Source organism: Pseudoxanthomonas sp. 3HH-4 (genome assembly GCF_006716465.1).
GTDB lineage: Bacteria > Pseudomonadota > Gammaproteobacteria > Xanthomonadales > Xanthomonadaceae > Pseudoxanthomonas_A.
Genome location: NZ_VFPB01000001.1, coordinates 1,441,238 through 1,465,195, shown reverse-complemented (window position 1 = coordinate 1,465,195; position 23,958 = coordinate 1,441,238). Strand labels below are relative to the sequence as shown.

Here is a 23,958-nt window from a genome sequence, read left to right as displayed (position 1 = left end):
GATGAGGGGCACGCCGGAGCCATTACCGCCTCGGCGATGACGACCCTATCGAGCGACTGGAAAAAGCAACACTCGAAACACCGCGCCACGACTGAAGACAAGGGCTCCGTCGCCCCTCACCCGCCCTTCGGGCAGCCTCTCCCCGCACGCGGGGCGAGGGATTCCACCAGGTGGTCCGCCATGACTGAATCGCTGCATCATTTCTTCAACGGACAGCAGGTGGAGGGCAGCAGCGGCCGCTTTAGCGACGTCTTCGATCCCGCCACCGGCACCGTCACCGCGCGCGTTCCCCTGGCATCGGCCGATGACGTGAAGCAGGCGGTGGACGCCGCATCCGCCGCCTTCCCCGCCTGGGCCGCCACCACGCCGTTGAACCGCGCGCGCGTGATGTTCCGCTTCAAGGAACTGCTGGAAGCGCATGCCGGCGATCTGGCGAAGATCATCACGTCCGAACACGGCAAGGTGCTGTCCGATGCGCGCGGCGAAGTGACGCGCGGGCTGGAAGTGGTGGAGTTCGCCTGCGGCATCCCGCACCTGCTCAAGGGCGAGCACTCGATGAACGTCGGCCGCGATGTCGATTCGTGGACCGAATACGCACCGCTCGGCGTGGTCGCCGGCATCACGCCGTTCAATTTCCCCGCGATGGTTCCACTGTGGATGTTCCCGGTGGCACTGGCCTGCGGCAATACCTTCGTACTGAAACCCTCGGAGCGCGATCCGTCCGCGGCGCTGTTCATGGCCGACCTGCTGAAGAAGGCCGGCTTGCCCGATGGCGTGTTCAACGTCGTGCACGGCGACAAGGCCGCGGTGGACGCGCTGCTCGACGAGCCGCGCGTGCAGGCGCTGAGCTTCGTCGGCTCCACCCCGATCGCCGAATACATCTATGCGCGCGGCTCCGCCAACGGCAAGCGCGTGCAGGCGCTGGGCGGCGCGAAGAACCACATGGTCGTGCTGCCCGACGCCGACCTGGACGGCGCCGTCTCCGCGCTGCTGGGTGCCGGTTACGGCTCGGCCGGCGAGCGCTGCATGGCCATCTCGGTCGCGGTCTGCGTGGGTGATGCCACCGCGGACGCACTGGTGGCGAAGCTGGCGCCCAAGGTCGCCGCGTTGAAGATCGGCCCCGGCTGCCTCGATCCCGAGATGGGCCCGCTGGTTACCGGCGCGCACCGCGACAAGGTGCGGGCTTATGTCGATACCGGTGTTGCTGAAGGTGCGGTGCTGGTCGTCGATGGCCGCGGCTATGTGGTCGATGGCCACGCCGATGGCTTCTTCCTCGGCGGCTGCCTGTTCGACCGCGTGACGCCCGACATGACGATCTACCGCGAGGAGATCTTCGGCCCGGTGCTGTGCGTCATGCGCGTGCCCGACCTGGATGCCGCGCTGCAACTGGTCAACGAACACGAGTACGGCAACGGCACCGCCATCTTCACCCGCGACGGCGGCGCCGCACGCGAGTTCGCCCATCGCGTGCAGGCCGGCATGGTCGGCATCAACGTGCCCATTCCCGTGCCAATGGCCTTCCACAGTTTCGGCGGCTGGAAGCGCTCCATCTTCGGCCCGCTGCACGTGCACGGCCCCGACGGCGTGCGGTTCTACTCGCGACTGAAGACCATCACCGCCCGCTGGCCGGACACGCATGCGGCCGAGTTCGCGATGCCGACGATGAAGTAAAGTCGGGACCGGTCCCAACACGGTACTGGCCCATGTTGCTACGTCGCCTCACCCTGTCGCTGTCCTGCCTCGGCGCAGCCCTGGCTGCCTCGGCTGCGGAACCCGTCGCGCAGGTCCGCGTCGCCTTCGACCGCGATGGCGTCGTCGCCACCCACGCCGAAGGCAAGGCGGATCTCGCCACGAGCCGCAACGTCACCGCCGACGATCCCGTGCGGGTGGCTTCCATCTCCAAGCTGGTGACCGCGATCGGCGTGATGCGACTGGTCGAGGCCGGCACGCTGGATCTCGACGCCGACATGTCGCGCTACCTCGGCTGGACCTTGCGTCATCCGCGGTACCCCGACACGCCGATCACGCTGCGCCTGCTGCTTTCGCATCGCTCCAGCCTGACCGATGCCGCCGGCTACTACGCCACGCCGTTGGGCGAACCGCTGAAGACGATCCTCGATGACCCCAAGGCCTGGGACGACGCGCACGCCCCGGGCACGCACTTCCGCTACACCAACCTCAACTTCCCGCTGGTGGCGATGGCGATGGAGAACGCCACCGGCGAACGCTTCGACCGGTTGATGCAGCGTCTTGTTCTGGACCCGCTGAAACTCGATGCCTGCTACAACTGGGCGACCTGCGACGACGCCACCGCCGTGCGCGCTGTGGTGCTGTACCGCGAGGGCCAGGTGGTCCGCGACGACAACCATGCAGGCAAGCCCCCCTGCGCCGTTGTCACCGTCGAGGGCGACGACTGCGACCTGGCGCGCTGGAAGCCGGGCGAGAACGGTGCGTTGTTCTCGCCGCAAGGCGGCCTGCGAATCTCCGCGAACGGACTGGCGAAGATCGGCCGCCTGCTGCTGAACCATGGGGAGATCGACGGTGTGCGCCTGCTCGAGCCCGCCAGCGTCGATGCCATGGTGGTGCCGCAATGGACCTTCGACGGCGGCAACGGCGTGACACACGAAGAAGATACCGGCGACGGACGGAACCAAGCGTTCTTCTGCCGCTACGGCCTTGCCGTGCAGACGCTGGCCACCCCCGTGGACGGCTGCGGCGACGATCCATTCGGCGACGAGGTTGCCCGCGTAGGTCATTCCGGCGACGCCTATGGCCTGCGGTCCGGACTGTGGCTGGATCTGCGCGCGGGCACCGGCGTGGTGTACTTCGCGACGGATGCCGGTGCTTCGCCGGCCGGCGCGCATTCCGCGTTCAGCCGCATCGAGGAAACGCTGGCGGCCGGCACGGCGCACTGAGGCCCGCTCGCTCAAGAACTCCCCGGATCGGCCGATATGGCCTACATGTCGCCCCGCGTCGCATCCGCGCGCGGCCTACACGATCCACAGGGGGATCCTTGAAATGACGTCACGTCCGACGGTTCTGCTTTGCGATGATTCGCGCGCACTGCGCATGCTGGCGGCGCGCCAGCTCGACGACTGCGGCTTCCATGTGGTGGGCGAAGCCGGCAACGGCCTTGAAGCCGTCAGCCAGTACCTGGCACTGAAGCCAGACGTGGTGTTGATGGACCTGGTAATGCCCGAATGCGACGGCAAGCAGGCACTGGGCCGGATCCTGGCGCAGGACCCGGGTGCGCGCGTGGTGATCCTCAGCTCGCTCGGCGCACAGAGCGACATCGAGGAATGTCTGATGCTGGGCGCCAAGTCGTACCTGCAGAAGCCCATCGATCCCGAAGTGATGGATCGCGTGTTGCACGAAGCGGTCGCCTGACCGCCACGCACGTCCTTCCTTCACCTCCGCACGAGACGACACCATGGCAGCGAAATTCCTGGGCCAGTTCCTGCTGGAACGCGGCACCATCACCTCCGCACAACTCCTCGCCGCGCTCGATGCGCAGCGTGCCTCCAATCCCCTTCTCGGCGAGCTTGCCGTCCACCATCGCATGCTGGATGCCGCGCAGGCCCGCCGCATCAACGAGCGCCAGCGCGCCGAAGACCGTCGCTTCGGCGACATCGCGCTGGAAATGGGGCTGCTGGATGCCGGGCAGCTCGATGTGCTGCTGACCGCGCAGAAGAAGGGCCGCAAGCTGTTCGGCCAGATCCTGGTCGAACAGGGCGCAGTGAGCGCGGAAGTGCTCGACGCAGAACTGGTCGCGCATCGTCGCGACCTCGACGAGGCCAACCATGCGCTGGCGCTGGGCATTGCCGGCCACACGCTGGCCAACATGGCCACCAGCACGATCCGGGTCTGCAATCGCCTGTTCCCGCGCCTGGCCGGCAGCCAGTGCCAGGCATCGGGCATCGCGGACGATGCCGCGCTGGAGGCCTGCGACGTCACCGCGCACGTGCGCATCGACGCCGGCTCCGAATCCCTGCTCGTGGGCGTGGGCTGCAGTCGCGCAACCGCCCGGGCCATGGCCTGCTCGCTGCTGTCGATCCCGCCGGAGGAATGCGACGAAGAACTCGCCATCGATGCACTCGGCGAACTGGTCAACGTGCTGATGGGCTACGTGGTCCGCGACACCCTCGCCGAGGACGCCAGCTACCGCGCACACCCCCCGAGCACGGCGCTCTCCGCCGCCGACCTGGCCTCCAGCCGGAGCACGCTGGCCATGTCGATGGCGTCCCAGCGCGGCGACTTCGTCCTCATCGTAGGTTGAGGCCGCTTACGCCCGTGTCAGCCGCCACGCGCGATGGATGCGGGCGTTGCGCTCGAAATCCGGCGGGATGGTTTTCGCGCTGATGTCCTCGCAGCGCGCGAACTCGGCCACCGCGTCCTCGTCCAGCTTGAACCGGCGGAAGTTGTTGCTGAAATACAGTACCCCGCCCGGTGCCAGGCGAGCGACTGCCGCACGCAGCAAACGGACGTGCTCCTTCTGCACGTCGAAATCGTCGGCGCGCGCGGAGTTCGAGAACGTCGGCGGATCGCAGAAGACCAGGTCGTACTCGGCCTGCTCGGCTTCCAGCCAGCGCACGGCATCGGCCTGCACCAGGCGGTGCTTCGCGCCACCCAGGCCATTCTCCGCCAGGTTGTCCGCGCACCACTGCAGGTAGGTGGCCGACAGGTCCACGCTGGTCGTACTCGTCGCGCCGGCCACCGCCGCCTGCACGCTGGCCACGCCCGTGTAGCAGAACAGGTTGAGGAAGCGCTTGCCGCGCGCTTCCTGCGCCATGCGCCATCGCAGTGGGCGATGGTCGAGGAACAGGCCGGTGTCGAGGTAATCGAACAGGTTGACCCGCAGCAGCGCACCGGACTCGCGCACGACGATGAACTCGTCCCGCTGCTGCATGCGGCCGTACTTGGCGCCGCCCTTGCCGCGTTCGCGCGACTTCACCGCGATCTGCTCCTGCGGCACGCCGAACACTTCGCGCGTGGCCGCCAGCAACTCGCTGAAGCGGCGGCGCACGTCATGCTCGGGGATGGTGGCAGGTGCGGCGTATTCCTGCACGTGCAGGAAGGTGCGACCCAGTCCTCCTTCCTCCACGTAGACATCGATGGCCGCTGCGTACTCGGGCAGGTCGGCGTCGTAGGCGCGGTAGCAGGTGACATCTTCGCGGGCGCGCCAGCTCTTGAACTTCTTCAGGTTCTTGCGCAGGCGGTTGGCGACCATCTGTGCGCCCTCAGACAGCGGCTTCGCTTCACGCGGCTCGCGCGCGGGCACCGCGACCGGGTCGCAGACGATCAGCGCGCACTCGATGGCGCCGTTGAAAAGTTGGTACTTCTTCGCTGCGCGCAGGCCAGTGGCGTAGCCGAGGTCGGCGTTGCCGCACAGCAGGCTGGCCCGCCACTGTGGTACCGCCCTCTGCAGGGCATCGCCCAGCGCACGGTAAAGGTCGGCATCCGCAGCGAGGCGTTCGTCGTAGGGCGGATTGCAGACCACCAGGCCACGCGGCTCTTCGCTTGCGGGCAGTTGTACTACGTCACGCGCGTCGAAATGCAGCTGCCCCGCCAGACCGGCCAGCACCGCGTTGTCGCGCGCGGCGCGGATTGCGCCACCGTCGATATCGCTGCCGAAGAACACCGGACGCAGCGCCTTGCGTCCTTCCGTTTCGCGCTGTACCGCCTCGGCGAACAATGCTCGCCATGACGCTACGTCGAAGCCGAGCCAGCGCGACGGCAACGCGTTGCCGTGCCGTTGCAGGCCGGGTGCGACGTCGGCGGCCATCAGCGCGCCCTCGATCAGCAGGGTGCCGCTGCCGCACATCGGGTCCAGCAGTGCGCCGCCTTCGTGGTACAGCGCCGGCCAGCCGCCGCGCACCAGTACGGCGGCCGCGAGATTTTCCTTCAACGGCGCCTCGTTCTGCGCCTGCCGCCAGCCGCGACGATGCATCGGCCCACCACCCAGATCGATGGAGATGGTCGCGCGCCCCTTGCGCAGCGACAGGTTGATGCGCACGTCGGGCTGCTCCACGTCCACCGAGGGCCGTTCCAGCCCCTGCTGGCGCAGCCGGTCGACCACGGCATCCTTGACGCGCTGCGCGGCATAGCGCGCATGGGTGATGGCCTCGCCAGAGACATGCGCATCCACCGCCAGCGTCAGCTCAGGCCGCGTGTGCTGCTCCCACGCGATCGCCATCACGCCGTCATACAGCGCCTGCTCGTCGAGGCACTCGAACTCGGCGATCGGCCACAGCACGCGGCTGGCCAGGCGCGACCACAGCACGACGCGCTGCGCATCCACGGGCTCGCCGTCTGCATTGACGCCGGCCACGGTGGCAGTGGCCTTGGGCACGCCGAGTGCAAGCAACTCATCGGTGAGCAGGTATTCCAGGCCCTTGGCGCAGGAGATGAAGAATTTCACAACGGAACCTCGGATATTGAACGTCGTCATCCCCGCGAAAGCGGGGATCCATCTTTATTTTGCTTCTGATCTTGGCAGTGACAGCGCGAAGCAACATGGATGACCCGTCGTTCGGCGGTTGAAATCCCGGCCTGCGCCGGAATGACGGCAAAGGAAGTCAAAGACCCGCGAGCAACTGCCCGAACGCCTCCGCCGCAGCGTCGACATGGTCGGAGAGTCGATGCCCGTCATTGACCAGCAGCAGGCGTGCGCGGCGCGCATGCGCCCAGTCGGTCACGGCTTGCGCGGGAATCAGTTCGTCATCCCATCCGTGGACGATGGAAACCGGCACCACCGCGGCGTCAAGTTCCGGCAGCGGGCCCATGTTGATCGGCGGCGCCATCAGGAACAAGCCGCGCACCGGCACCTCCAACGAGATGCGGCCAGCGATGTAGGCGCCCAGGCTGGAACCGGCCAGCACCACGGGGCCGCGCGCTGCCGCCGCCTGTGCCAAGCCGCGCAGGCGATACAGCCGTGCGACCACATCGCCCAGCGAACTGACATCGCGCCGCGCGTCCAGATCGGTGTAATCGGGACGCTCGTGGCTCCATCCCAGGCGTTCGGCGACATCCGCCAGCGCGGTGACCTTGGTGGCGTCGGGGCCGCTTTCGAACCCGTGCGACAGGATGCAGTGGCCGCGCATCAGAGCGCTTCCACCGCGTCACCGATGCGGAACGTGCCGCCTTCGACGATGCGCGCGCACAGGCCACCATGGGAGCGCATCGCGTTGTAGCCACCGGGACCCAGCGCGTCCTCCATCCGCGAGCACGGATCGCACTCCTCGGTGCCCTCGAACACGGCGGTGCCGATGCGGAAGCGGCGTTCCTTCAATGCGATCAGCGGAATGCCCGACACCACCACGTTGCGGCGAAGCAGCGCCGCCTGCAGGTCCGTACGCTGCGCCAGCGCCGCGATCACCGGCAGGTGCTCGGCCTGGATCAGGGTGATGCCGCGCTTGCCGCTGCCCCCTTTGTAGCGGTCACCGACCAGCCCGCCGCCGGTGACGGCTTCGACGGCCTCGGTGGCGACCATGACCTCATCGCGTGCCGGCCGCAGGCCGATCCATTCCACCTTGCCGGCACGCGGCAGGGTGGCCATCAGTTTGGCCAGCGGGGATTCGGGATTGAGCGGCATGGGGAACCCGCGCGGCGGAAAGGTCGCCAGTTTACCGGACCGGCCTGTTCCCCGCCCCGCCTGATAGCATCGAGGCATGAGCGCCGACCTGCCCGTCTTCGCCCCCCGACTGGACCCGCTGCCGTACGAGGTCAAGCTGGAGGCCCGCCCACTGCAGCAGATCGACCTGGTCGTCATCCACTGCACGGAATTGCCCGACCTGACGATGGCACGGCACTACGGTGAGCGCATCCTGCATGCCTCCGGTACCGGCAACAGCGGCCATTACTACATCGACCGGGACGGCAGCGTGCACGTCTACGTACGGCCGGAACGCGTCGCCCACCATGTGCGCGGCTACAACCCGCGCTCGGTCGGCATCGAGCTGGTGAACACCGGCCGCTACCCGGATTGGCTGACCGTCGGCAGCCAGAAGATGGAAGAGCCCTACACCACCGCACAGATCGATGCGCTGACCATGCTGCTGGACCACCTGCGGCAGGAGTTGCCTTCGCTGCGTTATATCGCCGGCCATGAGGACCTGGACACCGCGCACGAGCCCGCCAGCGACGATCCCACCGTCACCGTGCCGCGCAAGATGGATCCGGGTCCGCTGTTCCCATGGAATGCCGTGCTGCGCGCCACCCCGCTGGAGCGCCTGGTGCCCCAGAGCTCCGGATCCCTGTAGGAGCGACGTCAGTCGCGACCGCGCGTCCGAAGCGTCTGTCAGCCACGGCTTGACGCGGATCAGCGCCGACAAGCGGTTCGATGCGAAAACTCCATCCCCTTCGATCAATGTTCCATGCCGCATTCGAGCGTGCGGTCGCGACTGACGTCGCTCCTACAAGGGGCAGGCCGATCACGGACGGCCCGGTATAATCCGCCGCCACTGCATCGAACAGGCCCTGCCGTGCCCGCCCCCGAACCCGTCGTCTCCGAACTGATCGAACTGCTGTCGCTGGAGCGGCTGGAAGACAACCTGTTCCGCGGCCAGAGCCGCGACATCGGCACCAAGTACGTCTTCGGTGGCCAGGTGCTGGGCCAGGCGCTGTCGGCCGCACAGGCCACTGTGGATGGCAGCAGCGGCGAACGCCGCGCGCATTCGCTGCATGCCTACTTCCTGCGTGCCGGCAACATCGAGGCACCGATCGTCTACGAAGTTGACCGCACGCGCGACGGCGGCAGCTTCTCCGTGCGCCGCGTCACCGCGATCCAGCACGGCCGTGTGATCTTCTTCTGCGCAGCCTCGTTCCAGGCCGAGGAAGACGGCGCGGAACATCAACTGTCGATGCCGGAAGTCCCGCAACCGGAAGACATCGCCACCGCCCCGCCGGTGCCCGCGGAAGTGATGGCCACCCTGCCGCCGAAAGTGCAGCGCTGGATGTCGCGGCGCGGTCCGTTCGAGTTCCGCCACGTCTATCCCCGCGATGAACTGAACCCGCCCAAGCGCCCGCCGTTCCAGCAGGTCTGGTTCCGCCTGAGCGAACCGGTCGGCGACTCGCCCGAGTTGCATCGCGCCCTGCTCGCCTACGCCTCCGATTTCCAGCTGCTGGGTACTGCAACGTATCCGCATGGCATCAGCTACTACCAGCCGAACGTGCAGATGGCGTCGCTGGATCATGCGCTTTGGTTCCACCGCCCGTTCCGCGCCGACGATTGGCTGCTGTATTCCATCGACAGCCCCAGCGCGAGTGGTTCGCGCGGACTCGCGCGCGGGCAGATCTTCGACCGCCAGGGCCGGCTGGTCGCAAGTTCCGCGCAGGAAGGCCTGATCCGCGTGGTGCCGGACGCTGAAGCGGCCTCGGCCGTGCCGGCAAAGGACTGAGGACACCTGCATGCGGCAAGTCTTTTCCAGCCAGCGCATCGAAACCGTCGAAGGCGTGGCCAAGATGCTGGCCGAGGCGGGCATTCCCGTCTTCATCAGCAACGGCCGCTCCTACCACAGCAAGCGCGGCGGACAGTTCAGCTATACCGAACCGGTGAAGGCACAACTTCAACCCGCGCTTTGGGTACGCCACGCCGAGGACCAGCCACGCGCCCGGGCCCTGCTGCGCGAAGCGGGCCTGCTGGAAACCACGCGCCCGGGCCAAGGGCCCACGCTGACGTTCCGCACCGATCAGGAAACGGACGCCGCGCCGCAGCGGTCGTGGGCCTGGCGCATACGTCTGATCCTGCTGGCGCTGATCGCCCTGGCTGCGGCCGTGATGTGGATGCGGCGCCCCGTGCCTGCGTCCGCACCTGTGCCGCAACCGCAGGAGACGCCCGCGCCAGCACCGGCGGATGACGTCCCGGAAGAAGACCGCATCCGCATCCAGCCCGCCTCCGGCGGTTGAGCCTGCCACCTCGAGTGCCGGTTGCGGTCACATCTGCCTCACCGGCCCGTCAGGGTCATCAGGCCCCCAGATGACCCTGACCCGATGAACGCCCTTGCCCTCGACCTGATGCTGCAGACCGAACTGCCCGCCGCCGCGCGCGGCAGCCACGACGCCTATGGCCGTATCGTCAACGCGTGCCAGAACACCGTTACCGCGATTGCCTTGGCGATTACCCGCGACGTGCAGGCGAGTGAAGACATCGCACAGGAAGCCTTCCTCAGGGCCTGGCAGCAGCTCGACAAGCTCAAGAACAGCGCCAGTTTCCTGCCTTGGCTGCGCCAGATCACCCGCAACCTGGCCCGCGACTGGCTGCGTGCGCAGCATGGTCGCCCCATGTCGGGCGAAGTGGCCGAGATCGCGATCGGCATGGCGGCCGATCCCGACCCCACGCCGGCCGAACGGTTGCTGCAGACCGAAGAAGAAGTCGTCGCGACCGACATCATTTCGTCCCTACCCGAAGACAGCCGCGAGGCGCTGCTGCTGTTCTATCGCGAAGGCCAGAGTTCGCAGCAGGTCGCCGAGTTGCTGGGACTCAGCGACGCCGCCGTGCGCAAGCGCCTGTCGCGCGCCCGCGCCTGCGTACGCGAAGAATTGCTGAAGCGCTTCAGCGACTTCGCGCGCACCACGGCGCCCGGCGCAGCCTTCACCATGATCGTGCTGGGCGGCCTGGTCGGCGCAATGCCAGCGGCAAGCGCAGCGACAGTCATCGGCTCCGGCGTGCTCGGCACCGGCCTGGTGGGCAAGCTGGGCACGGGCGGCCTGACCACCGGCGGCGTCACCGGCGGCGTGGCCGGTGGCTCGCTGGGCGTGATCTTCGAACAGATCACCCAGCATCCGGCCGCCCTCGGCGGTGCCCTGGGCGGCGTGATCGGTGGCCTGGTCGGTTACGCCTTCACCTGGTGGTATCTCGCGCGCTTCTGCCAGACCGCGCAGGAACGCCAGCAGGTGCGTCGCTTCATGGCCCTCAATACCGTGACCGGCTCTGCGTGGCTGTTCTGCCTGATGCTGGCGACCGTGTTCTTCACCGGATCACAGGCCATTCTTGCGGTAACGCTGGTCGGCATGTGCGTGATCAACTACCAGTACCTGGTCACGCTGCCCCGGATCATGGACCCGATCCTCGCCCATCCCGCCAACACGCAAAGGCGGCGCGGTTACGACTACGTGATCGGCAGGAAGGCCGTGGCACTGACCAGCGCGCTCGCTATCGGCGCCATCCTGTATGCGCTCACCAACAGCGGGCGACTGACGCTGTAGCATCCAGCCCGGTCAGGGTGGGTCACACTTCGGGACGCCCGTCGTCGTGCCTGCATGGCCCGGAAGAATGGAGACACGATGGACACCCTGGCGATCGAACTTTCCCAGCGTGACGCATTGCCAGCGGCCGCGTGGTGGCGATGTGCCAGAACGCCATCACCGGCATCGCGCTGGCGATCACGCGCGATGTACGGGCCGGCCACGCGTGGCCGCACTGGGAACGCTCATCGGCATCAGTGCGGTGTGATTCGGCATCCGCAAGCCATTGAAGGACCCGCCGGACGCGCGCGAACGGCGTGATCTGGTGCGTTACGGCGTGTTCCGCACCGTACTGATCATCGCGTTCGTCGTGGGCATCGTCGCGCTGATACAGGTGCGCGGATGGATACCGCACCTGGGGCTGGCGCTGGTTGCATGGGCGGCATCTGCTGGGACAGCGCCCTCTGGTTGCCGCGTATCCTGAAGCGACGGCAGGCGCGCGACGCGATGCGCGACCCGGAAGGCATGCGCCGGCAAATGGAACGCCAGCGCTTCTGGCGGGTCTGGGGTCTGGTGCTTGCCGTCGGACTCGCGAGCGCGTGCGTGCTCGCGGGATTGGTGATGTCGGGCCGCCTCTCTTTCTGACGACCCGGTACGCACGCACCCGGAAACCCGGGTGCGTGCGTGTTGCTCAGCGTCGGGAGGGCTTGCCGGCAGCCAGTTCTTCCCGCGACAGGACGCCATCCTTGTTGCTGTCCAGCGCATCGAAGCGGCCGGCCAGGCGACTGTTGTCCTTCACTTCATCGCGCGACAGGCGACCATCCTTGTTCTTGTCCGCAGTGGCGAAACGCTCATCCATGCGGGCTTGCATGCGCTGCTGGAACTCGGCGCGGCGTTGCACGTCCGCCTGGTCGATCTCAACGCGGGTCAGCTTGCCGTCCTTGTCGGCATCGGCCTTGGCGAACCATTCGTCGCGACGTTGCTTGCCGCGCGCCTCACGGTCGGCGCGATCGATCACACCATCCCTGTTCGCATCCATCGTGTCGAACCGTTCGGCGAAACGCGGCTGTGCCGCGGCTTCAGCACGGCTGACCTTCCCGTCGCCATCGGTATCCAGCTTCCTGAAGCCATCGCCGTGACGCGATCCGCCGTGACGACCATGTCCACGCATGCCCTTGTGCTGCGGGCGTTCGTCGGCGGTCAACCTGCCATCGCCGTTCTTGTCCAGATCGGCGAAACGCTCGGCCAGGCGTGGATGCGCTGCCGCTTCAGCCTTGTCGATGGCACCATCGGCATTCTTGTCCAGACTCGCACGCGCCGGCTTCTGCGCGTCGCCGGCCTGTGTGGCGGCCAGCGCGGAGCCGGCGCCAAGGGCGGCCAGCACGGCCACGAAAAGCAGGGTCTTGCGGTTCATCATGTTCTCCTGGAGACGCGGCGCGGTTGCGCCACTGACACCGAAAACGCGCCGATGCCGCCCCCGTTGACGCGCCGACGGCCGTGTTCAGCCGGCGGACGGTCGCGGTCCACGCGACACCGGCACCGCAGTATGCTGGCCGCATGCCTGCCCCACTCGCCCGCGCCCTCTCCATCTTCGGCCACCCGATGCTGGTGTTGCCGATGGCGGTGCTCGCCATCGCGCTGGCGCGGGGAGACCGCCGTACCGCCGTGTGGTCGGCACTGGGCTTCGGCGCATTTGCCGCGCTGGTGATGGGCTTCTCCTGGTGGCAAGTCCGTCGTGGGCGCTGGGGGCACGTGGACGCCAGCGCGCGGCATGAGCGCAGCACCTTGAATCGCTTCCTGCTGGCCGCGCTGACGGCCGGCGCCCTGCTGGTCGCATGGCGCGGCACACTGCCGCTACTTGCGCTCGGGCTGGCGTTGTCGGCCTTCATGATCCTGGGGGCCATGCTCATGGCGCGCTGGTGCAAGCTGTCCCTGCACCTCGCGTTCGTCGTGTTCGCCGCGCTCCTGCTGCACAGGGTGGGAACGCTGTGGATGGTCGTCGCGCTGGTGTTCGCGATCGCTATCGCATGGTCGCGCCTTGCGCTGGAACGCCACACGCATCGCGATCTCCTCGCGGGCGCGCTGGTGGGTGCGGTGGCGGGCTTTGCGTTCTGGCCCATCGCGGCACGCTGGGGAGGATGACGTGGGCGAGAACAACCAGCCTATCGATGACCTGCGCCTGTTCCATACCGGCGAGCATCCCTGCGGCTACTGGCCCGAACGCGTCGCGCGCGACCTGGTGCTGGACCCGCGCGACCCGCGCCTGCCGCAGCTGTACCCCGATGCGCTGGGCTGGGGCTTCCGTCGCTCGGGCGATATCGTCTACCGCCCGCATTGCCGGCAATGCCGTGCATGCGTGGCGGTGCGGATCCCGGTGGACGACTTCGCCCCGGACCGCAGCCAGCGCCGCTGCGCGAGACGCAACGCGCGCGTGGAAACGCGGATCGTCGCCGCACTGCGTGGCGAAGAACACCTGGCGCTCTACCGGCGTTATCTTGCCGCCCGCCATCCCCTGGGTGGCATGGACGACCACGGGGCGACGGAGTTCGACCAGTTCCTGGTGGGCAGTTGGTCGCGTGGCCGCTTCGTGGAGTTGCGCGAGGACGGCCAGTTGCTGGCGGTGGCGGTGACCGATGTCATTCCGGGCGCGCTTTCAGCGGTCTACACCTTCTACGACCCTGCGCTGGAAGACCGCAGCCTGGGCACGCTCGCCATCCTGCGGCAGATCGAATGGGCGCGCCGCGATGGTTACAAGCACCTCTACCTGGGTTACTGGATCGATGGCCATCGCAAGATGGACTACAAGCGGCGTTTCCGGCCACTGGAGCATTTCGACGGTCGCCACTGGCACCGCAGCGCGGAATGACGACACTGTGGTGCATACGGGTGTCATGCCTGCATGGCATCATGCCGGGATGCGAAAATCCACCGTCCTGCTTCCGATGATCCTCGCCCTGGCCGCATGCAGCGGCTTCATCCCGCACAGCGACAACCACGGCACAACGGGGCCGGCGTTGCGCGTGGCGACCTACAACACATCGCTCTTTTCCGACGAAGCGGGCGGCGTCATCCGGCAGCTTGAAGGCAACAGCGCGCATGCGCGCAAGATCGCGGCGGTACTGCAGAAGGTGCGCCCGGACCTGGTGCTGCTCAACGAGTTCGACTACGACGACGCGCATCGCGCCGCCGACCTGTTCCAGCAGCGCTACCTCGAGGTCGCCCAGCCCGGCGGCGGCGAACCGCTTCGATATCCTTACCGATACCTCGCGCCGGTCAATACCGGCGTGCCCAGTGGACTGGACCTGGACCGCAACGGCAGCGTTGGTGGCGCGGGACGCGAGCGCGGCAACGATGCCTGGGGCTACGGACTGCACCCCGGCCAGTACGGCATGCTGGTGCTGTCGCGCTTCCCGATCGACGAATACCAGGTGCGTACGTTCCAGTTGCTGCGCTGGAGCGCGCTGCCTGGCGCCGTCAATCCGGTGGATCCGACCACGGCCACGGCGTTCTATACGGACGCGGCCTGGAAGCAGTTGCGCCTGTCATCGAAATCGCACTGGGACGTGCCGGTGCGCACGCCGGGCGGCGTGATGCATTTCCTCGTCTCCCACCCCACGCCGCCGGTGTTCGACGGACCGGAAAACCGCAACGGCATCCGCAATGCGGACGAGATCCGGCTATGGCGCGAATACCTGACGCCGGGCGATGCGCCCTGGCTCTGCGACGACAAGGGCTACTGCGGCGGTCTGGCGGCCGACGCCCGCTTCGTCATCGCGGGTGACCTCAACAACGATCCGGCCGACGGCGACGGCCAACACGAAGCGATCATCGAGCTTTTGGAACACCCGCGCGTGATGCGCATGGCCACGCCCCGCAGCGAAGGCGGCGAAGAGACAGCGCTCGCCTACGCGGCAAAGGGCTTGCAGCGCCGCGGCGCACCCGCGCATGTCACCGGTGATTTCGGGCGTCGCAACGGCGCGCTGCGTCTGGACTACGTACTGCCGTCCACCGGCTTCGCGCTGACCGGCAGTGGCGTGTTCTGGCCGAAGAAGGACCACCCGGATGCCGCCATCGCCGATGGCAGCGACCATCACCTGGTGTGGGTGGATCTCACGCTGTAGGCGTGGACGACGCGACCGCTGCCGCGCGCGGCCCGAAGCCGAATATCGATTCGTTCTGCGCTGACACGATCATCCGGATCATGCTGCCCGGCACCATCAGTTCCACCTGCACGTCATGGCCTTCGGCGTCCTTGCCCACCAGCGTCATTTCGGTGAAGGCGCCGCCGGTATCGATTTCCCTGCAGAAGATGTGCGGGCCTTCGGGCTGATTGGTCAGATAGGGCTTGATCGCTTCACCCAATGCTTCCAGCGCCTGCGGGAAGAAGAACACGGCGTAGCCGGTATTTCCGTTCATGGCGCGCGCCTCATTCCAGTTCGATAGTGATGGCGGCGGCGGCATCGCGTGCGAAGCTCCGCGCGGCGTCGATGCTGTCCGCACGCGCCAACGTCACGCCCACGCGACGATGCCCTTCCACACGCGGCTTGCCGAACAGGCGAAGTGAGGTATCCGGCGTGGCCAGCGACGCTTCCACGTTGCCGAACACCGGCACGCCGTGGCCATGCGCCAACATCGCACATGATGCGGACGGTCCGCTCTGGCGGATGACCGGAATCGGCAGGCCGAGGATGGCCCGCGCATGCAGCGCGAACTCCGACAGCTCCTGCGACACCAGCGTGACCAGTCCGGTGTCGTGTGGGCGCGGCGAGACCTCGCTGAACCACACCTCATCGCCTTTCACGAACAGCTCCACGCCGAACAAACCCCACCCACCCAGGTCATCCGTCACCGCGCGGGCGATCCGCTGCGCGCGTTCCAACGCTTGCGCCGACATGGGCTGCGGCTGCCAGCTCTCGCGATAATCGCCGTCTTTCTGCCAGTGTCCGATGGGGTCGCAGAACGACGTGCCGCCGGCGTGGCGCACGGTCAGCAGGGTGATCTCGTAGTCGAAGTCGATGAAGCCTTCGACGATGCAGCGACCGGCACCGGCGCGGCCACCGGTCTGGGCATAGTCCCAGGCCGTGTCGATGTCCGCCTCGCTGCGCAGCGTGCTCTGGCCCTTGCCGGAGGACGACATCACCGGCTTCACCACGCACGGCAGGCCGATCGTCTTCACCGCGTCGCGATACTCTTCGCGCGTGTCGACGAACCGGTACGGCGACGTCGGCAAGCCCAGCGTTTCAGCCGCGAGCCGGCGGATGCCTTCGCGGTCCATCGTCAGCCGCGCGGCCCGCGCGGTGGGAATGACGCGTGCAGCCCCGTCGGCTTCCAGGGCCACCAGGGTTTCGGTGTGGATGGCTTCGATCTCCGGGACCACCAGGTGCGGCTTCTCGCGCGCGATGAGCGCGCGGATCGCGGCGGGGTCCAGCATGTCCAGCACGTGCGAGCGGTGGGCCACCTGCATGGCAGGTGCGTCGGCGTAACGGTCGGCGGCGATGACTTCCACGCCCATTCGCTGCAGCTCGATGGCCACTTCCTTGCCCAGTTCGCCGGAACCCAGCAGCAAGACGCGGGTGGCGTGGGGCGTAAGCGGGGTGCCGAGGGTCGTCATGCGCGATGGTCCGTGGAGAGAGGGCGCCAGTTTACCGGGCGCGCCGACGGACGGCGGATGCATCCCGTTGACATTTGATATCAAATTGATATCTTTCAGCCTCTACCAAGGGGATGTGCCATGAGAGAGAACGCCAAGTCGTCGCTGCCCGGAATTCCGGTCCTGTTGGGAGTCCTGCTGCTGGCCCTGGGGGCCGCCGCCATCTTCATCGCGGCCGCCGCCAACAAGCAGCCTGCCGGCCTGCTGCTGGGCGCCCTGCTCGGCGCCACCGCCATCTTCATCATGGCCGGGCTGTACAAGCTGGAACCCAACCAGTCCGCCGTGCTCAGCCTGTTCGGCAAGTACGTGGGCACGGTGAAGGACAACGGCCTGCGCTGGAACAACGTCTTCTTCACCAAGAAGAAGATCTCGTTGCGCATCCGCAATTTCGAAAGCAGCCGCCTGAAGGTCAACGAGCTGGATGGCAGCCCCATCGAGATCGCGGCGGTGATCGTGTGGCAGGTGGTGGATTCGGCCGAAGCCGTGTTCAACGTAGACGACTACGAGAGCTTCGTGCACATCCAGTCCGAATCCGCGCTGCGCGCAATGGCCTCCAGCTATCCCTACGACCAGCACGAAGATGGCCAGATCGCGCTGCGCAGCCATCCGCAGGAGATCTCGCAGCACCTGCAGGAACAGATCGCCGAACGCCTCGGCAAGGCGGGCGTGGACGTGATCGAGGCCCGCATCAGCCACCTCGCCTACGCGCCGGAAATCGCCCAGGCCATGCTGCAGCGTCAGCAGGCCAACGCGGTGATCGCCGCACGCACCCGCATCGTCGCCGGCGCGGTAGGCATGGTGGAGATGGCGCTGGCCGAACTGCAGAAGAATGACGTTGTGAAGCTGGACGAGGAGCGCAAGGCGCAGATGGTCAGCAACCTGCTGGTCGTACTGTGCGGCGAGCGCGGCACTCAGCCCATCGTCAACGCCGGCTCCATCTACTGACGCGGGCGCACGCGTATGCACGCCCTGGTCCCGCTGATCCTCGCCGCCTCCGGACTGCCCGCCCTGCTGATCGGCGCGTGGATGAGCCGCGAACCGGATGCCCGCTCGCGCGGCATGGCCGTGCACTGGGTGCTGGTGGGACTGGCGATCCAGGCCGGCGCCGTGGGCGTGTACTGGGCCGGCGACGACGACGGACGGGTGCACGCCATCGTGATCGCGATGGTCGTGCTGGTGAATGCGCTGATCGTGTCGATGCTGCTGCAGCTGCGCCGCAACAGGAACAACCCGTGAGCGAGAAGCAGGACAAGAAGGCCTATCCGCTGCGCATCAATGCCGAGGTCCTGGCCGCGGCGCAGCGCTGGGCGGACGACGAACTGCGCTCGCTCAATGCCCAGATCGAATACGTACTGCGCGATGCGTTGCGCAAGTCCGGACGGTTGCCGAAGGGCGATGCGTCCGCCAACACTAGGGAGGAATCGCCATGAACCACCGTTGGAGCCACAAGGTCGTCGAAGTGCCCTACAAGATGTTCGCCGGCAAGCTCACCGACCGCATCCAGCAGGAGCTGGACAAGATGAGCACGCAGGGATGGGAACTGGTCAGCACCCTCTTCATCGAACACGAAGTATCGGTGCGCCTGTTCTTCAAGAAGCCGGCCTGAGCGCCGACGCATTGGCCGGGCTCGTTCGACGGATCAAGCGCATCTGGGTCACGCTGGGACTGGCGGCCACAAGCGATGAAGGCGTCTCGATCGTGCATGCCGGTGGTCGCTGGGAGCTCCGGCCGCGCACCGCGGTGGCGCAAGCGACCGGCCTGCTGTTCTCCTGCCGTGCACTGGTCGACCCGCGCGCCTAAGCCGACATCCTCCAGACATGTACTCCTTCCGCCGACGCGCACCAGGAACCCCATGCAACAGAAGCAGGAATTCGACGTCGCCCCACTACCCTCCCACGTCGCCTGGTGGCTGTGGCTGCCGGTGCTTGCCGCGATCGGCGCGATGATCGTGGCGATGACGATGGAATCCCGCACCCCGCCGCCCTCGGCGGCATGGCTGGCGGTGCCGTTCGTGCTGGCCGTCGGCGTGGTGCTCACCTTCGCCCTGCGGCGTCGCCGGATCGTGTTGGACAACCGCGAACTGCAGGTGCTGGCGACGTTCTATACCAGGAGGCTCGCCGTGGAAGCCTTCGACCTCGACAAGGCGCGTGTACTGAGCCTGGAAGAACACACCGACCTGGCACCGATGCTTAAGACGAACGGCTTCAGTCTGCCGGGATTCAAGGCCGGCCATTTCCGCTTGCGCAACCTCACCAAGGCGTTCTGCCTGGTCACTGACCGTACCCGTGTCCTGCTGCTGCCACAACGGGATGGCGGCCTCCTGATGCTCAGCCCGACACGCCCTGCCGAGATGCTGGCGCGCCTGCGCGAACTGGCGGCCCCCACGCCGCGCCGCTAAGCTGCGGGCATGCATCGCCTGCCCGCCCGACCGCTGAAATCCATCCTGCTCAACACGGCCCAGATCGAACTATGGCCTGCCGATCTGCTGCGCGTGCGCAGCAACGCTGACGCGCGTGCTGTCGCGGCCGCGCATACCGTATTGCGCCGCAAGCACGACGGCCGCTACCTGGCCGCGATTTCCCACCGTGCCGTGCAACCGCTGGTGCCATGCCTTCGTCGGGAACCGGGGCTGGACGACGCGTGGGATGCACTGGACAGGCTTGAAGCAGGCACGCGCGGTTTTGATGCCGGCGCGCCGGACGCGTTGCCACTGCATGCCTTGCAGGATCGTCTCGACGCGCTGGGACTGGATGAGGCTTACGGCGAACGAACGGGGTTGCCGCTGGTTGCGGAACCCGCTGCCCTCGCCTTCGCCGGATTCGACCGCTACCGCCGACCGCTGTGGCTGACCGCCGGTGCAGCCCGGGCCTGGCGCGCAATGCAGGCGGCCGCCGCACGCGAGGGCATAGCGCTGGAAGCGATCTCCGGTTATCGCAGCCACGATTACCAACTCGGCATCTTCGCGCGGAAGCGCGTGCGCGGGCAGACGGTGGACCAGATCCTCACCGTGAACGCCGCACCCGGCTACAGCGAACACCACAGCGGCAATGCGCTCGACATCGGCACGCCCGGTGAACCGCCTGCCGAAGAGTCGTTCGAGGGTACGCACGCATTTGCGTGGCTGACCCGTTGCGCGGGCGACTTCGGTTTCACGATGAGCTACCCCCGCAACAACCCACACGGCATCATCTACGAACCGTGGCATTGGCGTCACCGGCAGGACCTCTGAGCGGCATGCATCGTCGCGAGGCGCTAGGACGTGCGCTTGCTGCCGGCACCATCGGGCTGCTCTCCGCGTGCGGCCGCCATGCCGACTCGGCCGCGCGGGCGGCGCGCGATATTTCGGGCCTCGACAGCAGCCGCATCGCCGGCGTGGTCAGGCCGGCAACCACTGCCGGCGTTGCAGCCGCACTGCGTGCCTGGCGCGGTGCCGTGTGCATTGCCGGCGCGCGCTTCAGCATGGGAGGGCAAACACGCGAACCGGACGCGCTCCAGTTCGATCTCTCCGGCATGGACCGGATGCTCCGGCTGGACACGGCCGCACGCACCGTGCGCGTGCAGGCTGGCATGCACTGGCGCCGCCTGCAGGCGTTGCTTGATCCGCATGACCTGGCTATCAAGGTCATGCAGAGCTACAGCAATTTCAGTGTGGGTGGCTCGGTATCGGTGAACTGCCATGGTCGTTACGTCGGCGAAGGCGCCATCGCCGGTACGGTCCGCGCCCTGCAACTCGTTACGGCGGAAGGCCGTGTGCTTGAGCTCTCCCGGGATCGCGACCCCGACCTCTTCGGCGCGGCACTTGGGGGCTACGGTGGCTTGGGCGTGATCACTGAGGTGGAACTCGACCTGGCGCACAACGCGCGCATAGGGCGTCAGGTCGCGGCGGTACCGCTCTCCGAGTATCCGGCCTGGTTTCGAGCAAATGTGTTGGGAGGGCGCGATGTCGTCATGCACAACGCCGACCTGGTTCCCCCGGATTTCGATGCCCCGCTGGCCATCACCTGGTCGCGAACGGATGCGCCTTTGACGGATGCGCGCCGGTTGGTGCCGGAGGGGCTGGACTACAGCCGCGAACAGAACCTCATCTGGTCGGCAACCGAATTACCCGGCGGCGATGCACTTCGCGATCGCTACATGACGCGCCGCCTGCTGACCGAGCCGCGCGTGATCATGCGCAACTGCGAGGCCAGTCTGGACGTCGCCTCGATCGAACCCCGAACGCGCCGGGTTTCGACCTATCTTTTGCAGGAGTACTTCATCCCGATGGCGGCGTTCGACCGCTTCACCGCCAGGATGCGCGCCATCCTCCGTGCTGCGGACGCTGACATCCTCAACGTTTCCATACGGCATGCCATCGCGGATACCACCTCACTCATGCGCTGGGCGGACTGCGATATGTTCTGCTTCGTTCTCTACCATAAACAGCGCACATGGCAGGACGCGCGTGCAGCCAGCTGGACGCGAGCGCTGATCGACGCCGCGCTGGACCATGGTGGCCGCTACTACCTGCCCTACAGGCTGCATGCCACGCGACAGCAGTTCGCGCGCGCCTACCCACAGGCGAACATCTTCGCCGCCATCAAGCGCGAGATCGACCCTGCCAACCGGTTCCGCAACTTGCTCTGGGACCGCTACCTGTCCGTTGCGTAGCGCAGCATCAATCCTGCGAACGCTTCGTCGGCGTCTTCGCCTCGACACCGAAGTCCGCGATGCGCCACAGGTACTGCGCTGCGTAGGTCCGGTAAGGGCCCCATTTCTCACCGCGAGCCAGCAATTCCTTCGGCGTCGGCATGGCGTCGAGCTTGTCGACGAACTGCGCACCCTTGCGTACGCCAAGGTCGTCGATGGGCAGCACGTCGGGCCGTCCCAGGCGGAACATCAGCATCATCTCCACCGTCCAGCGACCGATGCCACGGATCGGCACCAGCGCGGCGACGATGTCGTCCTCATGCATGGTGGACATCTGCCGCAGCGTGGGGATTTCGCCCCGTTGCTCACGCGCTGCGAGATCGCGCAACGCCAGCGCCTTGTTGCCGGAAACCCCGCAGGCCCTCAGCGCGAGGTCGTCGATGCGGCCCAACGTATCGAAGTGCAGGCGGGTGCTGCCGATAGCGGCCTCCACGCGTCCCACGATGGTGGCGGCGGCCTTGCCGCTGAGCTGCTGATAGAGGATCGCTCTTGCCAGCGCATCGACCGGATCGAAACTCTTCTTCCAGGTGGGTTGCGGTTCGATATAGCCGATCCGCTTCATCCACGCACCCAGCCTGCGGTCACGCCGGGTCAGGTGATCCCAGGCATGCTCCGTATCAAAGCCGCGCGCGTGACGGGGCATGCCGTCAGCGCCGGACCGCGTCCAATGCCCACAGCAACCAGCCCAGCATCAGGGTGATGCCCCCGACCGGAGCGAGGCGCGTGCTGAGACCCCCCAGCGCACCGGCCACCAGACTGCCCGAAAAAAGCAGCGTGCCCATCAGCAGCAGGCACAACGCCACTTTGCCCATGCGCCGCGTGGTGCCGGGCGCCAGCGCCGCCAGGGCAAGCCCATGCCCGAAACCGAACAACGCGGCGGTCTGCAGGTGCGACTGCGCGATACCGGTACCCACGCCGTGCGAGGCATACGCCGACAGACCGACAGCCGCAGCGGCGAATACGGCCCCGGAAAACGCGAGGAAAGAAGGCTTGCGCTGGCGACGGTCGTAGTTCATGGGTGCTGGAGACCTCGTGGAGGGGCCGGCATCCTGCCAGGGGCGGAAAGAAACGCGGGGATCCGCATTCCCACAAACGCAACGCGCCGCATGAAGCGGCGCGTTGGCGTGGTACTCGTCATTGCGGACGATGGTTCGGGCAGGTTTACTGCTTGACCGCCCAGTAGATGTCGAACTTGCCGCCGGCATCGAAGGAGCCATCGACACCCGACTTCCAGGACTCGTACGGACGATCGACGACTTCGTGGCCGGCGGTGACGGCCCAGGCGCGCAGCGCATTGCGCTGGTTGTCGAGTTCGGCCATGTAGCCGGTGTAGCTGGCGAACGCCGACTTGCGGGCTTCGGTACGGACGTACTCGACCGGTGCGCCCGAGGGGATGGTGACCTTCAACTCGCCCGCGGAAGCGACCGGCGCAGGCGCATCGACAGGCGCCGCGCCACCTTCGGCGGCGGCATCGGCCTTCGGCGCCGCACTGCCCTTGCGGACCGGCTGCGCCACGTCGAACGCGTACTTCTCGGTGCCGAAGTCGGTGGTGATGATGCGCAGCGGACCGGCGGCGACCAGGCCGTTGGCATCCATCACGCGCTTGATCCACTCCTGGTTCTGCTTGATCGACGCCTTGATGGCGTCGTTGGTGCGGTCGATGTTGCCGGCGTTGACGACCAGCAGATCTTCGGCCGGCACCTCGACGACCTTCAGGTCGGTCAGCGGGCTGCCTTCGGTGCGGTAATCGAAATTCGGCACGGTGGCCAGCATGTTGGTCAGCTTCGACAGGCCGGCCTTGACGGCGTCACCGACGTGGCGGCTCACGTACATGCCGGCGTAGCGGCCAAGCAGGTTGAAGCCGTACTTCACCTCGTAACTCTGGGTGATCTTCACGTTGCGGTTGTTCTTGCCGCTCGGCTCCAGCATGAAGACGCTGCGCTTGTCGCTGCCCATGCGCTTGTCGGTGATCGCGTACACGATCTTGCCGGTGCCACCGCTCGGCGCCGGACGCTCGCTCTCGACGATTTCCCAGCTGCCCTGGCCCCAGCCCGCATTGGCGGAGTTGAAGTCCACCTTCGCGCCGACGCCGGCGTTGTCTTCCCCGCCCGAGTAGCTCAGTTCGTTGGCCGCGCTCGGGATCAGCGGGTTCCAGTCCTTCAGTCGACGCACGTTGTTCAGCGTGTCGAACACGATGGTCATGCGACGGTTGGTCTCGACACTTTCCTGCAACTCGCGCGAGGACGGCAGGACCAGGCCGATCACCAGAAACAGCGCCAGAACCAGCGCCAACGCAATCACGAACTCGATCAAACGGGTCATTCAGGAGTCTCCGGGGGCCGGTGCCTCGGCCGTGAAAAAATGCAACGCGCATCCTAGCAGGGTTGGCAGCCTTCGGGCAGCCCACCTGACACCGGTTGGCCGCCCTATTCCGGGGC

The 23,958-nt window shown here is 67.0% G+C and carries 28 protein-coding genes and 2 pseudogenes; 20 read left to right on the top strand and 10 right to left on the bottom strand.

Annotated features, from left to right (window positions below; all coding sequences use genetic code 11):
- Positions 1-180: 180 nt before the first annotated feature.
- From FB548_RS06685 to FB548_RS06670, 4 genes are all read left to right on the top strand, one after another.
- Positions 181-1,671 (top strand): CoA-acylating methylmalonate-semialdehyde dehydrogenase, encoded by a 1,491-nt coding sequence (locus FB548_RS06685; protein WP_142123922.1) that lies wholly within the window; start codon positions 181-183, stop codon positions 1,669-1,671.
- 32 nt (positions 1,672-1,703) lie between these two features.
- The gene (locus tag FB548_RS06680; RefSeq protein ID WP_142123921.1) at positions 1,704-2,915 is read left to right on the top strand and encodes a serine hydrolase domain-containing protein; all 1,212 of its coding nucleotides are present in this window, start codon (positions 1,704-1,706) and stop codon (positions 2,913-2,915) included.
- A 103-nt stretch (positions 2,916-3,018) separates the two neighbouring features.
- The gene (locus FB548_RS06675; RefSeq protein ID WP_142123920.1) at positions 3,019-3,387 is read left to right on the top strand and encodes a response regulator; all 369 of its coding nucleotides are present in this window, start codon (positions 3,019-3,021) and stop codon (positions 3,385-3,387) included.
- Positions 3,388-3,430: 43 nt separating this feature from the next.
- Positions 3,431-4,276 carry a chemotaxis protein CheX gene (locus FB548_RS06670; protein ID WP_142123919.1) on the top strand — a complete coding sequence of 282 codons (846 nt, stop codon included), beginning with the start codon at positions 3,431-3,433 and terminating at the stop codon, positions 4,274-4,276.
- 6 nt (positions 4,277-4,282) lie between these two features.
- On the opposite strand, the gene rlmKL is transcribed toward FB548_RS06670, so the two are convergent.
- From rlmKL to FB548_RS06655, 3 genes are all read right to left on the bottom strand, one after another.
- Complete coding sequence (rlmKL, locus tag FB548_RS06665; RefSeq protein ID WP_142123918.1) at positions 4,283-6,418, bottom strand: bifunctional 23S rRNA (guanine(2069)-N(7))-methyltransferase RlmK/23S rRNA (guanine(2445)-N(2))-methyltransferase RlmL; 2,136 nt, start codon at positions 6,416-6,418, stop codon at positions 4,283-4,285.
- Between the two features lie 157 nt (positions 6,419-6,575).
- Complete coding sequence (locus FB548_RS06660; RefSeq protein ID WP_142123917.1) at positions 6,576-7,103, bottom strand: hypothetical protein; 528 nt, start codon at positions 7,101-7,103, stop codon at positions 6,576-6,578.
- Entirely contained in the window at positions 7,100-7,591 is a 492-nt protein-coding gene (locus FB548_RS06655) for an MOSC domain-containing protein (protein WP_142123916.1), read from the bottom strand. The genes FB548_RS06660 and FB548_RS06655 overlap by 4 nt, the downstream gene beginning before the upstream one ends.
- Before the next feature lie 76 nt (positions 7,592-7,667).
- On the opposite strand from FB548_RS06655, the gene FB548_RS06650 reads away from it, so the two are divergent.
- The 5 genes from FB548_RS06650 (at position 7,668) to FB548_RS18755 (ending at position 11,826) form a co-directional block, all read left to right on the top strand.
- Complete coding sequence (locus FB548_RS06650) at positions 7,668-8,258, top strand: N-acetylmuramoyl-L-alanine amidase (RefSeq protein WP_142123915.1); 591 nt, start codon at positions 7,668-7,670, stop codon at positions 8,256-8,258.
- 222 nt (positions 8,259-8,480) lie between these two features.
- Positions 8,481-9,395, top strand: a complete 915-nt coding sequence (gene tesB / locus FB548_RS06645) for an acyl-CoA thioesterase II (RefSeq protein WP_255470333.1) — start codon at positions 8,481-8,483, stop codon at positions 9,393-9,395.
- A 10-nt stretch (positions 9,396-9,405) separates the two neighbouring features.
- Positions 9,406-9,903, top strand: coding sequence for a DUF2007 domain-containing protein (locus FB548_RS06640; RefSeq protein WP_142123913.1), 498 nt, complete (start codon positions 9,406-9,408; stop codon positions 9,901-9,903).
- Between the two features lie 84 nt (positions 9,904-9,987).
- Positions 9,988-11,202, top strand: a complete 1,215-nt coding sequence (locus FB548_RS06635; RefSeq protein ID WP_142123912.1) for a sigma-70 family RNA polymerase sigma factor — start codon at positions 9,988-9,990, stop codon at positions 11,200-11,202.
- A 414-nt stretch (positions 11,203-11,616) separates the two neighbouring features.
- Entirely contained in the window at positions 11,617-11,826 is a 210-nt protein-coding gene (locus FB548_RS18755; protein ID WP_185741999.1) for a hypothetical protein, read from the top strand.
- Between the two features lie 46 nt (positions 11,827-11,872).
- On the opposite strand, the pseudogene FB548_RS19115 reads toward FB548_RS18755, so the two are convergent.
- Positions 11,873-12,032 (bottom strand): annotated as a pseudogene (locus FB548_RS19115) (hypothetical protein); the annotation flags it as partial.
- Positions 12,033-12,085: 53 nt separating this feature from the next.
- Positions 12,086-12,598: pseudogene (locus FB548_RS06620) on the bottom strand (calcium-binding protein); the annotation flags it as partial.
- 140 nt (positions 12,599-12,738) lie between these two features.
- Between FB548_RS06620 and FB548_RS06615 the strand changes: the two are divergent.
- Genes FB548_RS06615 through FB548_RS06605 form a run of 3 tightly spaced genes read left to right on the top strand, consistent with a single transcriptional unit; the run spans position 12,739 to position 15,302 of the window.
- Complete coding sequence (locus tag FB548_RS06615; RefSeq protein WP_142123910.1) at positions 12,739-13,323, top strand: hypothetical protein; 585 nt, start codon at positions 12,739-12,741, stop codon at positions 13,321-13,323.
- Between the two features lies 1 nt (position 13,324).
- Positions 13,325-14,047 carry an arginyltransferase gene (locus FB548_RS06610; RefSeq protein ID WP_142123909.1) on the top strand — a complete coding sequence of 241 codons (723 nt, stop codon included), beginning with the start codon at positions 13,325-13,327 and terminating at the stop codon, positions 14,045-14,047.
- A gap of 49 nt (positions 14,048-14,096) precedes the next feature.
- The gene (locus FB548_RS06605; protein ID WP_142123908.1) at positions 14,097-15,302 is read left to right on the top strand and encodes an endonuclease/exonuclease/phosphatase family protein; all 1,206 of its coding nucleotides are present in this window, start codon (positions 14,097-14,099) and stop codon (positions 15,300-15,302) included.
- Here FB548_RS06605 and FB548_RS06600 read toward each other — a convergent pair.
- Positions 15,292-15,597, bottom strand: a complete 306-nt coding sequence (locus FB548_RS06600) for a hypothetical protein (protein WP_142123907.1) — start codon at positions 15,595-15,597, stop codon at positions 15,292-15,294. The two genes, FB548_RS06605 and FB548_RS06600, sit on opposite strands and share 11 nt — an antisense overlap.
- Positions 15,598-15,607: 10 nt before the next feature.
- Complete coding sequence (gene purT / locus FB548_RS06595; RefSeq protein ID WP_142123906.1) at positions 15,608-16,792, bottom strand: formate-dependent phosphoribosylglycinamide formyltransferase; 1,185 nt, start codon at positions 16,790-16,792, stop codon at positions 15,608-15,610.
- Between the two features lie 120 nt (positions 16,793-16,912).
- On the opposite strand from purT, the gene FB548_RS06590 reads away from it, so the two are divergent.
- The 8 genes from FB548_RS06590 to FB548_RS06560 are packed head-to-tail and all read left to right on the top strand — an operon-like array spanning position 16,913 to position 21,481.
- A complete protein-coding gene (locus FB548_RS06590) occupies positions 16,913-17,776 on the top strand; it encodes an SPFH domain-containing protein (RefSeq protein ID WP_142123905.1) in 864 nt (287 codons plus the stop codon).
- A gap of 15 nt (positions 17,777-17,791) precedes the next feature.
- The gene (locus FB548_RS06585; RefSeq protein ID WP_142123904.1) at positions 17,792-18,067 is read left to right on the top strand and encodes a hypothetical protein; all 276 of its coding nucleotides are present in this window, start codon (positions 17,792-17,794) and stop codon (positions 18,065-18,067) included.
- Entirely contained in the window at positions 18,064-18,261 is a 198-nt protein-coding gene (locus tag FB548_RS06580; protein ID WP_142123903.1) for an Arc family DNA binding domain-containing protein, read from the top strand. The genes FB548_RS06585 and FB548_RS06580 overlap by 4 nt, the downstream gene beginning before the upstream one ends.
- Positions 18,258-18,437 (top strand): DUF4177 domain-containing protein, encoded by a 180-nt coding sequence (locus tag FB548_RS06575; protein WP_142123902.1) that lies wholly within the window; start codon positions 18,258-18,260, stop codon positions 18,435-18,437. Before FB548_RS06580 ends, FB548_RS06575 begins: the two co-directional genes overlap by 4 nt.
- 11 nt (positions 18,438-18,448) lie before the next feature.
- Entirely contained in the window at positions 18,449-18,631 is a 183-nt protein-coding gene (locus FB548_RS18750) for a hypothetical protein (protein WP_185741997.1), read from the top strand.
- A gap of 52 nt (positions 18,632-18,683) precedes the next feature.
- Positions 18,684-19,229 carry a PH domain-containing protein gene (locus FB548_RS06570; protein ID WP_185741996.1) on the top strand — a complete coding sequence of 182 codons (546 nt, stop codon included), beginning with the start codon at positions 18,684-18,686 and terminating at the stop codon, positions 19,227-19,229.
- A 9-nt stretch (positions 19,230-19,238) separates the two neighbouring features.
- On the top strand, positions 19,239-20,060 hold the full coding sequence (locus tag FB548_RS06565) for a M15 family metallopeptidase (RefSeq protein WP_142123900.1): 822 nt from the start codon (positions 19,239-19,241) through the stop codon (positions 20,058-20,060).
- A gap of 5 nt (positions 20,061-20,065) precedes the next feature.
- Positions 20,066-21,481 carry an FAD-binding oxidoreductase gene (locus FB548_RS06560; RefSeq protein WP_142123899.1) on the top strand — a complete coding sequence of 472 codons (1,416 nt, stop codon included), beginning with the start codon at positions 20,066-20,068 and terminating at the stop codon, positions 21,479-21,481.
- Between the two features lie 7 nt (positions 21,482-21,488).
- Here FB548_RS06560 and FB548_RS06555 read toward each other — a convergent pair whose 3' ends face one another.
- The 3 genes from FB548_RS06555 to FB548_RS06545 form a co-directional block, all read right to left on the bottom strand.
- Positions 21,489-22,163, bottom strand: a complete 675-nt coding sequence (locus tag FB548_RS06555; RefSeq protein WP_142123898.1) for a DNA-3-methyladenine glycosylase — start codon at positions 22,161-22,163, stop codon at positions 21,489-21,491.
- Between the two features lie 4 nt (positions 22,164-22,167).
- Positions 22,168-22,536, bottom strand: a complete 369-nt coding sequence (locus FB548_RS06550) for a DUF423 domain-containing protein (RefSeq protein ID WP_142123897.1) — start codon at positions 22,534-22,536, stop codon at positions 22,168-22,170.
- 145 nt (positions 22,537-22,681) lie between these two features.
- Positions 22,682-23,842, bottom strand: coding sequence for a polyketide cyclase (locus tag FB548_RS06545; RefSeq protein ID WP_142123896.1), 1,161 nt, complete (start codon positions 23,840-23,842; stop codon positions 22,682-22,684).
- Positions 23,843-23,958: the final 116 nt, after the last annotated feature.

Excerpts from the sequence above, each read along its gene's own strand:
- FB548_RS06685 (WP_142123922.1), top strand. The coding sequence starts at position 181 with ATGACTGAATCGCTGCATCATTTCTTCAACGGACAGCAGGTGGAGGGC.
- FB548_RS06680 (WP_142123921.1), top strand. The coding sequence starts at position 1,704 with ATGTTGCTACGTCGCCTCACCCTGTCGCTGTCCTGCCTCGGCGCAGCC.
- FB548_RS06675 (WP_142123920.1), top strand. The coding sequence starts at position 3,019 with ATGACGTCACGTCCGACGGTTCTGCTTTGCGATGATTCGCGCGCACTG.
- FB548_RS06670 (WP_142123919.1), top strand. The coding sequence starts at position 3,431 with ATGGCAGCGAAATTCCTGGGCCAGTTCCTGCTGGAACGCGGCACCATC.
- FB548_RS06655 (WP_142123916.1), bottom strand. The coding sequence starts at position 7,591 with ATGCCGCTCAATCCCGAATCCCCGCTGGCCAAACTGATGGCCACCCTG.
- FB548_RS06650 (WP_142123915.1), top strand. The coding sequence starts at position 7,668 with ATGAGCGCCGACCTGCCCGTCTTCGCCCCCCGACTGGACCCGCTGCCG.
- FB548_RS06640 (WP_142123913.1), top strand. The coding sequence starts at position 9,406 with ATGCGGCAAGTCTTTTCCAGCCAGCGCATCGAAACCGTCGAAGGCGTG.
- FB548_RS06635 (WP_142123912.1), top strand. The coding sequence starts at position 9,988 with ATGAACGCCCTTGCCCTCGACCTGATGCTGCAGACCGAACTGCCCGCC.
- FB548_RS18755 (WP_185741999.1), top strand. The coding sequence starts at position 11,617 with ATGGGCGGCATCTGCTGGGACAGCGCCCTCTGGTTGCCGCGTATCCTG.
- FB548_RS06615 (WP_142123910.1), top strand. The coding sequence starts at position 12,739 with ATGCCTGCCCCACTCGCCCGCGCCCTCTCCATCTTCGGCCACCCGATG.
- FB548_RS06605 (WP_142123908.1), top strand. The coding sequence starts at position 14,097 with ATGCGAAAATCCACCGTCCTGCTTCCGATGATCCTCGCCCTGGCCGCA.
- FB548_RS06600 (WP_142123907.1), bottom strand. The coding sequence starts at position 15,597 with ATGAACGGAAATACCGGCTACGCCGTGTTCTTCTTCCCGCAGGCGCTG.
- purT (WP_142123906.1), bottom strand. The coding sequence starts at position 16,792 with ATGACGACCCTCGGCACCCCGCTTACGCCCCACGCCACCCGCGTCTTG.
- FB548_RS06590 (WP_142123905.1), top strand. The coding sequence starts at position 16,913 with ATGAGAGAGAACGCCAAGTCGTCGCTGCCCGGAATTCCGGTCCTGTTG.
- FB548_RS06585 (WP_142123904.1), top strand. The coding sequence starts at position 17,792 with ATGCACGCCCTGGTCCCGCTGATCCTCGCCGCCTCCGGACTGCCCGCC.
- FB548_RS06575 (WP_142123902.1), top strand. The coding sequence starts at position 18,258 with ATGAACCACCGTTGGAGCCACAAGGTCGTCGAAGTGCCCTACAAGATG.
- FB548_RS06570 (WP_185741996.1), top strand. The coding sequence starts at position 18,684 with ATGCAACAGAAGCAGGAATTCGACGTCGCCCCACTACCCTCCCACGTC.
- FB548_RS06565 (WP_142123900.1), top strand. The coding sequence starts at position 19,239 with ATGCATCGCCTGCCCGCCCGACCGCTGAAATCCATCCTGCTCAACACG.
- FB548_RS06560 (WP_142123899.1), top strand. The coding sequence starts at position 20,066 with ATGCATCGTCGCGAGGCGCTAGGACGTGCGCTTGCTGCCGGCACCATC.
- FB548_RS06555 (WP_142123898.1), bottom strand. The coding sequence starts at position 22,163 with ATGCCCCGTCACGCGCGCGGCTTTGATACGGAGCATGCCTGGGATCAC.
- FB548_RS06550 (WP_142123897.1), bottom strand. The coding sequence starts at position 22,536 with ATGAACTACGACCGTCGCCAGCGCAAGCCTTCTTTCCTCGCGTTTTCC.
- FB548_RS06545 (WP_142123896.1), bottom strand. The coding sequence starts at position 23,842 with ATGACCCGTTTGATCGAGTTCGTGATTGCGTTGGCGCTGGTTCTGGCG.